The sequence below is a fragment of the Shinella pollutisoli genome, assembly GCF_024609765.1.
GTDB classification, from domain to species: domain Bacteria; phylum Pseudomonadota; class Alphaproteobacteria; order Rhizobiales; family Rhizobiaceae; genus Shinella; species Shinella pollutisoli.
The window spans coordinates 99568-112366 of the sequence record NZ_JANFDG010000020.1 but is presented as its reverse complement, the minus strand read 5'-3'; the positions used below and the strand labels follow the sequence as shown (position 1 = coordinate 112366).

The window sequence follows — 12799 nt, the reverse complement described above, 5'->3', positions numbered from 1 at the left end:
GTAGAGCGTGCCGATGTCGATGACGTCCGGACCGATCGTCCCGGATCGGGTCGGCAGCTCGACGGTGGCGCCGTCCAGATGGAGGGTTGCCTGGTTCGCTTGCATGGAAAACTCCGATGGGTATGTCCGGTCAGTCCCGGGACGGCGTGGTGGAGGGTGCGGCGACCGCCTGGCCGGAGAAAAAGGCGAGGAACGGTTCCAGCACCGCTTCGGGCCTTTCCTCCGCGGGATAATGGCCGGTCGGGATCGCCCATCCGCGCAGGTCGCCCGCCCAGGGGCGCCACGCCTCCAACGGCGTATAGTGCCGGCCGCAATGGCTGTTGGAACCCCACATCACCAGGACCGGGCAGGCGATCCTCTTCCGGCCGAAGTCCTCGCTGTCCATGGCGAAGTCGAGGGAGACGGTCGCCCGGTAGTCCTCGCAGATGGCGTGGATCTGCTCCGGCGTCGCGCAGCGCTTGTATTCGGCCATGGCGTCGGGGTGGAAGATCGAGAGGCCGACGCCCTTCTTGTTGAGCTTGTAGTCCATGTAATAGTCGAGGTCGCTGCAGATGAGGCGCTCGGGGAAGGGCGCCTTCTGCGCCATGAAGAACCAGTGATAGGCCTCCAGACCCCAGCCGAGGCTCACGTTCGTCAGCGCGTGGTAGGTCGGCACGATATCCAGCGCGGCGAGGCGCAGGACGCGGTCGGGATAGTCGAGCGCCATGCGGAAGGCGACCCGGGCGCCGCGGTCGTGTCCCGCGACCTGGAAGGTCTCGAAGCCGAGCGCGCTCATCACCTCGGCATTGTCCTCGGCCATGGCGCGGAACGTGTAGGCGGCATGGTCGGGGCCGCCGTCCGGCTTGGAGCTGTCGCCGTAGCCGCGCAGGTCCGGCGCCACCACCGTGAACCGTTCGGCGAGCGCCGGGGCGATGCGATGCCAGCTGACATGGGTCAGCGGATTGCCGTGGAGGAGGAGCAGCGGAGGCCCTTCGCCGGCGACCGCGACGTTGATCTCGGCGCCCCTGGTCCTGATCCGCTTGTAGCTGAAGCCGGGCATCAGGGCCGAAGACCGGGAGTCGGGAAGGCTTGGGGCATTGGCTATGGTCATGACGGGTACCTCCTGCGCAACACATACTCCAAGTCGGTAAACTGTCAACAGTTTGTCGTTGACAATATGAGGATGCTCAGCCAATAGGGTGCGCAGGGTCACGCGCCGGGATCTGTCGCCCGGTGCGCGATGGCCGCCAAGGTCGGAGGAAGTCGTGAGCGAACGTGATTTGAGGATTGCCGTGATACCCGGGGACGGGATTGGCAAGGAGGTCGTGCCGGAGGGCCTGAAGGTGCTGAGGGCGGCCGCGCGCCTCTATTCCATTCCCCTGGCCTTCGACGAATTCGATTTCGCGTCCTGCGACTACTACCGGCAGCACGGCAAGATGATGCCGGACGACTGGAAGAGCCGGATCGCCGGACACGACGCCATCTTCTTCGGCGCCGTCGGCTGGCCGGACACGGTGCCGGACCACATATCGCTGTGGGGCTCGCTGCTGCAGTTCCGCCGCGAGTTCGACCAGTACGTCAACCTGCGCCCCGTGCGGCTGATGCCGGGCGTGAAGTCGCCGCTTGCCGGCCGCAAGCCGGGGGATGTCGATTTCCTCGTCGTGCGCGAGAACACCGAGGGAGAATATTCCTCCATCGGCGGCCGGATGTACGAGGGAACCGACAGGGAGATCGTCATCCAGGAGACGGTGATGAGCCGCCGCGGCGTCGACCGCATCCTGCGCTACGCCTTCGAACTGGCGCGCCAGCGGCCGAAGCGGCACGTCACCTCGGCCACCAAGTCGAACGGCATCTCCATCACCATGCCCTACTGGGACGAGCGGCTGAAGGCGATGGCCGACAGCTATCCGGACATCCGCTGGGACAAGTACCACATCGACATCCTGTGCGCCCATTTCGTGCTCAATCCAGACCGCTTCGACGTGGTCGTCGCCTCGAACCTGTTCGGCGACATCCTGTCGGACCTCGGGCCCGCCTGCACGGGCACGATCGGCATCGCGCCGTCGGGCAACATCAATCCGGAGCGCGACTTCCCCTCCCTGTTCGAGCCGGTCCACGGCTCCGCGCCCGACATCGCCGGCAAGGGCATCGCCAATCCGGTCGGCCAGATCTGGGCAGGCGCGATGATGCTGGAGCATCTCGGCCATGCCGAGGCGGCGGACGCGATCGTCGCGGCGATCGAGACCGTCACCGCCGATCCGCGGACGGCAACGCGCGACCTCGGCGGCTCCGCCGACACCGCCACCTGCGGCACGGCGATCACCGAGGCGCTGGCGGCGTCCGGCGGCGTCCGCCGGTCGGCCTGAGGAGGCACGCATATGGCACATTCGAAGGACAGCCGGCCGATCATCGCGCTCACGCCGGGCGACTGCACCGGCATCGGCCCGGAGATCACCGCGAAGATCCTGGGCGGGAATGCCGTGCATGCGGCCGCGCGCATCGTCGTCGTCGGCGACGCGCGCGTCCTGGAGATGGGGATGCGGCAGGCGGGCGTCGATTTCGCCTTCCGCCGCTACGACGGGCCGGCGGCGGTGGACTGGGACCGCGCGGAAATCCCCCTCGTCGATCTCGGCAACAGCGACCCGGCCCGCGTCCCCGCCGGCGCGGTCAGCGCGGAGTCCGGCTTCGTCACCGGCGAGACGCTGGCGCGCGCCGTCGAGTTCGCCCGCAGGGGCGAGGTGCACGCCATCAGCTTCGCCCCGCTGAACAAGCGGGCGATGTACGACGGCGGCTGGACCTTTCCCGACGAGCACAAGATGTTCGCGCATCTCCTCGAGCATCGCGGCTATTTCAGCGAGATGAACGTGCTGAACGGCCAGTGGATGTCGCGCGTCACCAGCCACGTCTCGCTGAGGCAGGCGCTCGATCTGATCAACGAAACCTCGATTGCGGACGCGATCGTGCTGGCGCACGACACGATGCGCAAGGCGGGCATCGCCGAGCCCCGCATCGCCGTCGCCGCGCTCAACCCGCATGCCGGCGAGAACGGGCTGTTCGGACGCGAGGAGATCGATCTCATCGGCCCGGTCGTCCGCGCCATGGCCGGCAAGGGATATGACTGCAAGGGGCCGTTTCCCGCCGACACGGTCTATCTGAAAGCATTCGCCGGCGAGTTCGACAGCGTGGTGGCGATGTACCACGACCAGGGCCAGATCGCGACGAAGCTCAAGGGCTTCAACCGCGGCGTCACCGTGACGGCGGGCCTCGACACGGTGTTCACGACGCCGGCGCACGGCACGGCCTTCGACATCGTCGGCAAGGGCATCGCCTCGCCCGAAGCCTTCGAGACCGCGGTCCTGCTCGCCGCGAAGCTGGCGGCGATGCAGGCCGCCTGACGCGGTGCATGGATGAAACGGCAATGCGGCGGGCGCGATCATGTCGCCCGCCGCATTCGTGTGTCGTCCGTGCCGCATCCTCAAACGTTCGAGGAATGGATCGCGTCGATGACCGCGTCCGTCACCTCCTTCGTCGTCGCCGTGCCGCCGACGTCGGGCGTCAGGATGCCGTTGCCGGTCACCCGCTCCACGGCGCGCATCAGGCGGGCGGACGCGTCCTGCTCGCCGAGATGGTCGAGCATCTGGGCCGCGGTCCAGAAGGTCGCGACCGGATTGGCGATGCCCTTGCCGGTGATGTCGAAGGCGGAGCCGTGGATCGGCTCGAACATCGACGGGAAACGGCGCTGCGGGTCGATGTTGGCGGTCGGCGCGACGCCGAGCGAGCCCGCCAGCGCGCCGGCGAGGTCGGACAGGATGTCGGCGTGAAGGTTGGTGGCGACGATCGTGTCGAGGCTCTGCGGCTTCAGCGTCATGCGCACGGTCATGGCGTCGACGAGCATCTTGTCCCAGGAGACGTCCGGGAACTCCTCCGCGACCTCGGCGGCGATCTCGTCCCACATGACCATGCCGTGGCGCTGGGCATTCGACTTGGTGACGACGGTGAGCAGCTTGCGCGGCCGCGACTGCGCGAGCGTGAAGGCGTAGCGCATGATGCGCGTCACGCCGACGCGGGTGAAGATCGCGACCTCCGTACCGACCTCCTCGGGCAGGCCCTTGTGGGCGCGGCCGCCGTGGCCGGAATATTCGCCTTCCGAATTCTCCCGGACGATCACCCAGTCGAGATCGCCCGGACCGCAATTGCGCAGCGGCGGCGTGATGCCCGGCAGGATCTTGGTCGGCCGCACGTTGGCATACTGGTCGAAGCCCTGGCATATCGGCAGCCGCAGGCCCCAGAGCGTGATGTGGTCCGGCACGTCGGGGGCGCCGACGGCGCCGAAATAGATGGCGTCGAACTTCCGCAGCGTCTCGAGGCCGTCGGCGGGCATCATGACGCCGTGCTTCCGGTAGTAGTCCGAGCCCCAGTCGAAGGTCTCGACGTGGAAGCGGACGTCGCCCATGCGCTTTTCCAGGCTTGCGAGGACCCGTGTTCCCGCATCGATGACTTCGGGGCCGATGCCGTCGGCGGGAATGGCGGCGATGGTGTGTTCACGCATGGGGTCTCTCTCCTTGGAACCTGAGGCGGCTTTGCGCGAGGGTGGGGGAGAAAAGGCTTGTGAACAACGCTTCCGAAATTATATAAATTATTTGAATAAATGGAGGCTTCCGTTTGGAGATCAGGCAATTGCGCTGCTTCGTCACCGTGGCGGAGCACCTGCATTTCGGGCGCGCGGCGCAAAGCCTCGGAATCCTGCCCGCCTCGCTCGGCCGCGAGATCAGACTGCTCGAGGAGGCGCTGGGGACGCGGCTGATGGAGAGGACGACCCGCCATGTCGCCCTCACCGAGGAGGGGACGCGGCTGCTGGCCGACGCCCGCCGGATCGTGTCGCTGGTCGACGAGGTCGGGCAGCGCTTCCACGGGAGGCGGCCGGCGGAGCGGCGCGAGATCCGGGTCGGCGCGATCGACAGCGCCGCCGCGGGCCTCATTCCCCGCTTGCTTCACGACCTGAAGGATCAGGAGCCCGAGATCTCCGTCCGGCTCCTCGAAGACAAGGGCGTCCGCCTGTTGCCCAAGCTCCTGTCGGGCCGCCTCGACCTCGTGTTCGTCCGGCCTCCCGAGACGCTCGACCGGCGGATCAGGCTCCGTCGCCTCTTCAACGAGACGGCGGTGGTCGCCGTCGCCGAGGGCCATCCTCTCGCCGCGCGGCAGACGATCCGCATCGGCGAGCTGGACGGCGAGCCGCTGATCGTCCCCGATCGCCGGTTCCGCCCCCACAGCCACGACTTCACGATCAAGCTCTTCGCGGATGCGGGCCTATCCGTGCGGATCGCGCAGGTCGCCGACGAGAAGCAGACGATCGTCAATCTCGTCGCCGCGGGCATAGGCCTTGCCATCGTTCCGCTGTGGACCTCGCGCCTGGCCGTCAGCGGGGTGCGGTATATTCCGTTCGAGGCGGCATCGCAGGCCTTGCCCGCGCAACTGCCGCTCGCCGCCGCGTGGCTTCGCGGCGTTCGCGATCCGCGGCGGGACAGGCTGCTCGCCGTCCTGACCCGCAATCTCGACGATTACGCGCGTCACGCCTGACGACGGCCTCCGCCGGGCCTTCCGGGCAGAAAAATAGCGCAGTAGCGGTTGCTGCTGCGCTTCAGGGCTTCGGGCTGTCCGCCGGACTGCTTCTCAGCGTGCGTTGCCCGCGACGGCCGCACGGATGTGCGAGCGGGAGATGCCGAGGTCCTGGAGGGCGCGGTCGTCGAGCGCGTCGAGTTCGCGGACGGCACGGCGTTCGGCGGCGTATTTCTTGAGCTTTGCGAAGACGTTCATGATCAACTCCTTTGTGTTGCCCGTAATATAGGCGCTCTCATGCCTGATCGAAATGCATATGCTTGCACTGTAGGCATGCAGCGATCGCATGACACGGACCGCACCAGACCTCGACCTGTCGCGTCATGCCGGGCGTTCGCGAACGCTATGGCGGCAGAATGGAGTTGTGCTGGCGAAAGCCGGCCGGCAGCAGGGACCGGTCGCGGCGCGCATGGCCGCCGATCCGGCCGCCTCATGCCGGGCTCCGCGCGGCCGGCGGTTGCTTCCGGCTACTTCCGCTTCTTCTTGGGCAAGGGCGCAGGCTCCGCGGCTTCCTTCGCCAGGCGCAGCGCCTTGAGCTTCTCGGTCTTCTTGTCCCGGGCCGCGGTCTCCTGCGCGATGATGCCCTTGGCGACGGAGTTGGTCTCCTCCGCCTTCGACGCGGCGCTCGTTCTCGTCGGCTTGAAAAACTGCTCTCGTGTAGCGGTCATCGATCGCTCCTTCTGACTGGGTATCAGGCGTTCACCGGCTCCGGCCGAGCGGCGCCTTCTTCTTGGGGGCCGGTATCAGGCCTTCGCGCTGCGCCTTCTTGCGGGCGAGCTTGCGGGCCCGGCGGACGGCCTCGGCCTTTTCCCTTGCTTTCTTCTCGGAGGGCTTTTCATAGGCGCTGCGCGCCTTCATTTCCCGGAAAAGCCCTTCCCGCTGCATCTTCTTCTTCAGAACGCGGATGGCCTGTTCGACGTTGTTGTCCCTGACGAGAACCTGCAAAACATATCCTTTCGATCACGGCTTGGCCGCTTGGGTTATTTCCTGATGCGGATGCTGGAGGGCTTGAACCAAGGTTCACCCTTCGTGCGTTCGAACATGGAGTCGTCGGCCGCCTTTTCCGCGGTCGCCTCCGGTGCCTCGATGTCGCTGGCGACGATCCGGCGCTCGTATGTCTCGCTGCCGAGGCGGATGCGGTACTGCGCTTCTCCGTGATCGGCCGGAAGGATTGCGACGATCCTGCATTCGCGGTTGCTGTCGGCGGAGCGGAAGAGATCGGCCTTGAGCGTGACCGTTTCACCGATCGCATAGGTCCTGTGGCGCATGGATCATGTCCTTCGACTGTATACGCTGGAAACAAAAAGGCCGGGCGTTACCCCGACCTCTCCTGTCGCTCTCCGTCTTCGCTGCCAGTACATCCGTGGTCAGCGCAGAGGGGCAACAATTCTTATGCAGCGCGCAGATTGTCGGCCGAGCTCTTGCCCGACCTGCGATCCTGAACGATGTCGTAGCTCACCTTCTGGCCTTCGGCCAGCGAGCGGAGGCCGGCACGTTCGACCGCCGAAATATGCACGAACACATCATTCGCGCCGTCGTCCGGTGCGATGAAGCCGAAGCCCTTGGTGCTGTTGAACCACTTTACAGTGCCCGAATTCATAACGATATCCTTTCAATCGTTGGAGGAAGCGGCTGGGTTAGCCGCAGGTAGATCGACGATGAGAGGAAATCTGACCGGGCCGCTAGGGCGATAGACAAAGGTCACAAGCAAAGTTCGATAGGCATAAGATAGGTGCCTTTTCGGCGTTCTGCAAGGTCTTTGTTGCGGCACCGACGGCCGCGGCGTCGATAATACTGATTTAATCGCATGAAATCAGCGATATAGGCGGGCTTTTTTGTTTCGTCCGGTCCTGCTCAGGACATCAGGAATTCCCGTGCGACGCTGCGGATGCCCGCGCCGTCGAGCCTGTAATGCGCATAGAGATGCGTCGGCGGCGCGATAAGGCTGAATTCGTCGTGGATGCCGTGACGCTTCAGCTTCACGCCCGCCCCCTCGTCCGTCAGCACTTCGGCGACGGCCGCGCCGAGGCCGCCCAGAACGTTGTGCTCCTCGACGGTCATCATCCTGCGCGCCCGCGCGGCGGCCGAGAGGATGGCGTCGCGGTCGATCGGCTTGATCGACGCCATATCGATGACGCCCACCGACCGGCCTTCGGCGTTCAGCGCGCGGGCCGCTTCGAGCGCGCCGTGGACGGCCATGCCGCATGCGACGATGGTCAGCTCCTCGCCCTGGAGATGCTCGTGCGCCCTGCCGAAGGCGAAGGTCGCGTCCCTGTCGTAGACGACCGGATCCCGGCCGCGGCCGATGCGGAAGTAGATGGGCCGGTCGTGTTCGGCCGAAGCGCGGATCGCCGCCTCGAGCTGCGCGCCGTCCGCGGGCGAGACCACGGACAGGTCGGCGATCGAGCGCATGGTCGCGATGTCCTCGGTCGCATGGTGGGAGGTGCCGTAGAAGCCGAGCGAGATCCCCGTGTGGTGGCCGATCAGGCGCACCGGCTGGGCCGAATAGGCGACGTCCATGCGGATCTGCTCGCAGGCGAGCAGGGCGATGAAGGACGCGAACGTGGCCACGAAGGGCGTGACGCCGCAGGTGGCGATGCCGGCGGCCACGCTCACCATGTTCTGCTCGGAAATGCCGAAGGGGATGTAGCGGTCGGGATAGACCGTGGCGAAGCGGTTGAGCCCGTTCGAATATTGCAGGTCGGCGGAGCCGGCGACGACGTTGTGCCCGGCCTTCACCAGGTCGATGAGCCCGTTCGAAAGGTGATCCAGGCCCGGATTGGCCGCGTTGAGGCCGCGATACTGCCAGGAATTGGGGGAAAGCGGACCGGTCATCTCAGGCCTCCCGGGCGTTGATTTCGGCGATGGCGGCTTCGGCGTCGGAGGGGTCGAGATAACCGAGATGCCAGCCCGGTTCGGTCTCCATATAGGAGACGCCCTTGCCCTTCACGGTCCGGGCGATGATGCAGCAGGGGCCCTGCCGGTCGTCGTCCGCCCGCACGCGGCGCAGGAGCTCCGTGGTCGCCGCGACGTCGTGGCCGTCGACGGTGTGGACCTCCCAGCCGAAGGCGCGCCACTTCTCGTCCAGCGGCTCGATGTTCATAACGTCGTCGACCCTGCCGTCGAGCTGGTAGCCGTTGCGGTCGACGATCGCGATCAGGTTCCTCGCCCCGTGCCGGGCGGCGCAGAGCGCCGCTTCCCAGACCTGGCCTTCCTGCATCTCGCCGTCGCCCATCATGCAGAAGACCTTGTAGTCCTCGCCGGTCCAGCGCTGCGCCAGAACCATGCCGAGGCCGTTGGAGAGGGCGTGGCCGATGGAGCCGGACGAAAAGTCGACGCCCGGAACCTTGCGCATGTCGGGATGGTCACCGAGCGGGCTGCCGAGACGCGTGTACCCGTCCAGCCATTCCTTCGGGAAGAAGCCGAGATCCGCGTAGATGGGGAAGAGGCCGACGGCCGCATGCCCCTTGCCGATGGTGAAGCGGTCGCGCGAGGACCAGCCGGGCTCGCCCCGGCGCAGCCGCATGACGTCGTAGTAGAGCGCCGAGAAGATCTCCGCCGCCGAGAAGACCGACGTGTAATGGCCGGTTTTCGCGATCTCGATGAGGCGGATGGTCTCGAGGCGGATGAAGCGCGCCCGCTCCTTCAGCATGGCCACCGTCTCCTCGGAGGGCGCGAAGCTGTTCGACTTCGGCGCCGATGCCGTATCGGTCGTCAGAGCCATCGGATTCTCCTGTATGAGGGGCCGGAGGCGAAGGCCGGGGTCACCGCGCGCGGCTTTCCAGCTTCGCCTTGATGCGCGCGAGAACGGCCGGGTTGGACTGCGGGGGGATCGTCGCCCAGGCGCGCTTCAGTTCCGTAAAGGCTTCGTCGGTCGCCGCGAGCGTCCTTGCGATGTCCGCCTCGGTCAGCGCCGATGTCGCGAACATGTTGTGGTAGGGATGCAGATAGACGCCCCGCCTGACGGCGGCTGCCGCCCAGAAATAACCCCTGCGCATGTCCGGGTCGTCGTCGAAGAAGATCTGGGGCATCTGCGCGGGGCCGGTCTGGCGGATGCCTATGCCGTGCGCCGCCGCCTGCTCGGCAATGCCCTTTCTCATCTCCTCCGCCCGCGCGATCATGCGCTCCAGATAGTCCGACGTCCGCACGGTCCGGAGGGTCGCGACGGCGGCGGCCATGGGAACGGCCGAGAACCAGAACGATCCGGTGACGTAGATGCCGCAGGCTGCGGCGCGCACCTTCTCGCTGCCGAGAAGCGCGGAGATCGGATAGCCGTTGCCGAGCACCTTGCCCCATGTCGTCAGGTCCGGCTCCACGCCGAACAGGCTCCAGCTCGCATCCCGCGCAAGCCGGAAGCCGGCCCGGACCTCGTCGACGATCAGCAGCGCGTCCGCGTCGTCGCACAGCCGCCGCGCCTCCCGCGCGAATTCCGCCGAAGGCAGGAACTGGTCCTCGAAGACCTCGTGCCGGAAGGGCGTCACGAAAACGCCGGCGACGTCGCCGTCCGCCTGCCGGAACGCGTCCCTGAGGCTGTCGGTGTCGTCGTAGCGGAAATAGATGATGTGGGCCCGGTCCTCCGGCAGCGTGCCCTTCGGGTTCGGCGTGTTCCAGGGCGAGGCGCCGTGATAGGTGCCGTGGGCGACGAGGATCTTGCGCCGCCCCGAATAGGCGCGCGCCAGCACCATCGCCATCGACGTCGCGTCGCTGCCGTTCTTGCAGAACATCGCCCATGCCGCATGGGTGACCATCCCGACGAAGTCTTCCGCGAGCGTCACCATCGCCTCCGACGGCCCGGTCAGGGTGTCGCCCAGCGCCGCCTGGGCGCCCGCGGCCTGTTCGACGTCCGGATGCCGGTAACCGAGTAGGTTCGGGCCGAAGGCGCACATGTAGTCGACATAGTCGTTGCCGTCGGCATCCCAGATGCGCGCGCCCTCGCCGCGGGAGAAGAACTGCGGGAATTCCTCCGGCAGCAGCGCGACCGATTCATGGCCGTACATGCCGTTGGGGATTACCTCGCGCGCCCTTTCCCGCAGCGCACGGTCCTTCGAATTCGTTCTCATCGTCATGATCCTTCCCTCTCGCAGCGATTTCTGCGCAATCAACCGTGTACGCCTCCGTCAGGCGAAGACGCGCCCGTCCCCCTCGTTCCAGCCGATGAGGATTTTCTCGCCGATGACCGGCGGACGGGCGAAATCCAGGAGCGGCTTGCGGACCACCATCGTCTGCCCCCCGCCGATATCCACGAGCGCGCGCAGATGGTCGCCGAGATAGGTCGTGTCGGCGATCTTGCCTTCGCACTGGTTGAGCCGGTCGCGCGCCGCGCTTCCGACCACGAGGTGTTCCGGGCGCACGGCGATCTTCAGGGGCCTGCCCGCCTCGGCGAAGCCGTCGGCGGAGCGCATGCGCACCGTCCGGCCGCAATCCAGCAGCACGCGCCCGCGCCCGCTGTCGTCCGTTCCTTCCGACCGGCCGGAGAGGATGTTGTTCTCGCCGATGAAGCCCGCCACGAAGACGCTTGCGGGTTGCTCGTAGAGCTCCTGCGGGCTGGCGATCTGCGCGACGGCTCCGCGCTCGAAGATGGCGATGCGGTCGGACATGGCGAGCGCCTCGGACTGGTCGTGCGTGACGTAGACCATCGTGACGCCGAGCTCGCGGTGAATCTGCTTGATCTCGTACTGCATGTGCTCGCGCAGCGTCTTGTCGAGCGCGCCGAGCGGCTCGTCCATCAGCACGAGATCGGGCTCGAACACCAGCGCGCGGGCGAGCGCGACGCGCTGCTGCTGCCCGCCGGACAATTCGCTCGGCCGCCGGTTCTGCATGCCCTCCAGGCGAACCATCTCGATCGCCTTGCCGACCTTGGACTGGATCTCCTCCCTGCTTCGCTTCCGCATCCGCAGCGGATAGGCCAGGTTCTGCGCCACGGTCATGTGCGGAAACAGGGCATAGTTCTGGAACACGACGCCTATTCCGCGGCGGTGCGGCGGCAGGTGCTCGATCGGCTTGCCCTTGACGAGGATGTGGCCCCTGGTGGGGGTCTCGAATCCCGCGAGCATCATCAGCGTCGTGGTCTTGCCGGAGCCGGAGCCGCCGAGAAGGGTGAGGAACTCGCCCTGCCTGACCGACAGGCTGAGGTTCTCGATGACGACGGTCCGCCCGTCATACGTCTTCTGCACGCCAACGAATTCGACGATGTTGCCGGGTTCCATGTCAGACCTTCCATGCGCGTCGGGGATGCGCCCTCTGTTTTCCTGCTCCTGCCGGAAACGATCTCCGCTTCGTTCTAGTCCCGATAGGGGACCTCGGTGCCGAGCCAGCCCTCTTCCTGGCGCTGCCAGTAGAGGTCGTGCAGGCGCCTGGTCAGCGGGCCGGGCCTGCCGTCGGCCACGGTCCTGCCGTCGATCGTCGTCACCGGCATGATGCCGCCGGCCGTGCTGGTCATGAAGATCTCGTCGGCGTCGAGCAGTTCGCCGATCGCGACCGGCCGGACGTCGCAGCGCAGTTGCAGCTGCTCGCACAGCTCGACGACCGTCCGCCGCGTCATGCCCTCGAAGACCCCGCTGTCCGGCGTGCACAGCACGTTGTCCTTCACCACGAACACGTTGAAGCCGGCGCCTTCCGTGATGTTGCCGTCGCCGTCGCGCAGCACGGCCACGAAGGCGTCCCGGTCGTAGGCCTCGAAGATGCCCATGGTGAGGTCCAGCCAATGGAAGTTCTTGATGCGCGGGTCGACGGCCTGCGGCGCGATGCGGTGGACGGAGCTGACGACCATCGGGACGCCCTGTCGGCGCTGGTCGTCGTTGGCGATCCAGACGAAGGGGGCGGCAAAGGCGTAGAACCGCTGCGTGCAGAGGCGGGGATCGCGGCTGCCGACCGGCGGCAGGCCGCGCGTGCAGGTCATCTGCACATAGGAATCGCGCAGCCCGCTCAGGCTGACGCACTCGATGAGGATCTCGGCGATCTGCTCGTGCGTGTAGGGCAGGGACATGCGCAGGCCGCGCATGGAGGCGAAGAAGCGTTCGATATGGTCGTCGAGGCGGAAGAACCGCCCCTTCCAGACGTGGGCGACGTCGTAGGTGGCGTCGGAGCGCACGAAGCCGCGGTCGAGGATCGGCACGCTCGCCTCCGCCAGCGGCATGTACCGCCCGTCTATATAGGCGACGCCGGCCTGGGGATTGGCGATGTGGACTTGGTTCTCCTGGGTCAT

Annotated in this window: 15 protein-coding genes; 3 read left to right on the top strand and 12 right to left on the bottom strand. The window is 66.7% G+C overall.

What is annotated here, in order from left to right; translation table 11 throughout:
- Positions 1 to 130 precede the first annotated feature (130 nt).
- On the bottom strand, positions 131 to 1090 hold the full coding sequence (locus tag NNZ72_RS16890) for an alpha/beta fold hydrolase (RefSeq protein ID WP_257316577.1): 960 nt from the start codon (positions 1088 to 1090) through the stop codon (positions 131 to 133).
- A 154-nt stretch (positions 1091 to 1244) separates the two neighbouring features.
- Between NNZ72_RS16890 and NNZ72_RS16885 the strand changes: the two genes are divergently transcribed.
- Together NNZ72_RS16885 and NNZ72_RS16880 are read left to right on the top strand one after the other, a co-directional pair.
- A complete protein-coding gene (locus tag NNZ72_RS16885) occupies positions 1245 to 2345 on the top strand; it encodes a tartrate dehydrogenase (RefSeq protein ID WP_257316576.1) in 1101 nt (366 codons plus the stop codon).
- A gap of 12 nt (positions 2346 to 2357) precedes the next feature.
- On the top strand, positions 2358 to 3374 hold the full coding sequence (locus NNZ72_RS16880; RefSeq protein ID WP_257316575.1) for a PdxA family dehydrogenase: 1017 nt from the start codon (positions 2358 to 2360) through the stop codon (positions 3372 to 3374).
- Between the two features lie 80 nt (positions 3375 to 3454).
- Here the strand turns inward: NNZ72_RS16880 and NNZ72_RS16875 are convergent, their stop codons facing one another.
- Positions 3455 to 4528: a tartrate dehydrogenase gene (locus tag NNZ72_RS16875; protein WP_257316574.1), complete on the bottom strand. Its 1074-nt coding sequence runs from the start codon at positions 4526 to 4528 to the stop codon at positions 3455 to 3457.
- A gap of 113 nt (positions 4529 to 4641) precedes the next feature.
- Between NNZ72_RS16875 and NNZ72_RS16870 the strand changes: the two genes are divergently transcribed.
- On the top strand, positions 4642 to 5556 hold the full coding sequence (locus tag NNZ72_RS16870) for a LysR family transcriptional regulator (RefSeq protein ID WP_257316573.1): 915 nt from the start codon (positions 4642 to 4644) through the stop codon (positions 5554 to 5556).
- A gap of 93 nt (positions 5557 to 5649) precedes the next feature.
- On the opposite strand, the gene NNZ72_RS16865 is transcribed toward NNZ72_RS16870, so the two are convergent.
- From NNZ72_RS16865 to NNZ72_RS16820, 10 genes are all read right to left on the bottom strand, one after another.
- Complete coding sequence (locus NNZ72_RS16865) at positions 5650 to 5793, bottom strand: DUF1127 domain-containing protein (RefSeq protein WP_257316570.1); 144 nt, start codon at positions 5791 to 5793, stop codon at positions 5650 to 5652.
- 269 nt (positions 5794 to 6062) lie between these two features.
- On the bottom strand, positions 6063 to 6263 hold the full coding sequence (locus NNZ72_RS16860) for a hypothetical protein (RefSeq protein ID WP_257316569.1): 201 nt from the start codon (positions 6261 to 6263) through the stop codon (positions 6063 to 6065).
- Between the two features lie 31 nt (positions 6264 to 6294).
- Positions 6295 to 6540, bottom strand: a complete 246-nt coding sequence (rpsU, locus tag NNZ72_RS16855) for a 30S ribosomal protein S21 (RefSeq protein WP_257316568.1) — start codon at positions 6538 to 6540, stop codon at positions 6295 to 6297.
- 35 nt (positions 6541 to 6575) lie between these two features.
- Complete coding sequence (locus NNZ72_RS16850; protein WP_257316567.1) at positions 6576 to 6863, bottom strand: cold-shock protein; 288 nt, start codon at positions 6861 to 6863, stop codon at positions 6576 to 6578.
- A 122-nt stretch (positions 6864 to 6985) separates the two neighbouring features.
- Positions 6986 to 7195, bottom strand: a complete 210-nt coding sequence (locus NNZ72_RS16845) for a cold-shock protein (protein ID WP_257316566.1) — start codon at positions 7193 to 7195, stop codon at positions 6986 to 6988.
- A 254-nt stretch (positions 7196 to 7449) separates the two neighbouring features.
- Positions 7450 to 8430, bottom strand: coding sequence for a transketolase family protein (locus tag NNZ72_RS16840; RefSeq protein ID WP_257316565.1), 981 nt, complete (start codon positions 8428 to 8430; stop codon positions 7450 to 7452).
- A gap of 1 nt (position 8431) precedes the next feature.
- Positions 8432 to 9319 (bottom strand): transketolase, encoded by an 888-nt coding sequence (locus NNZ72_RS16835; RefSeq protein WP_371747774.1) that lies wholly within the window; start codon positions 9317 to 9319, stop codon positions 8432 to 8434.
- A 40-nt stretch (positions 9320 to 9359) separates the two neighbouring features.
- Positions 9360 to 10661, bottom strand: a complete 1302-nt coding sequence (locus tag NNZ72_RS16830) for an aminotransferase class III-fold pyridoxal phosphate-dependent enzyme (RefSeq protein ID WP_306766341.1) — start codon at positions 10659 to 10661, stop codon at positions 9360 to 9362.
- 51 nt (positions 10662 to 10712) lie between these two features.
- Complete coding sequence (locus NNZ72_RS16825) at positions 10713 to 11801, bottom strand: ABC transporter ATP-binding protein (protein WP_257316564.1); 1089 nt, start codon at positions 11799 to 11801, stop codon at positions 10713 to 10715.
- Between the two features lie 74 nt (positions 11802 to 11875).
- Entirely contained in the window at positions 11876 to 12799 is a 924-nt protein-coding gene (locus tag NNZ72_RS16820; RefSeq protein WP_257316563.1) for an aminotransferase class IV, read from the bottom strand.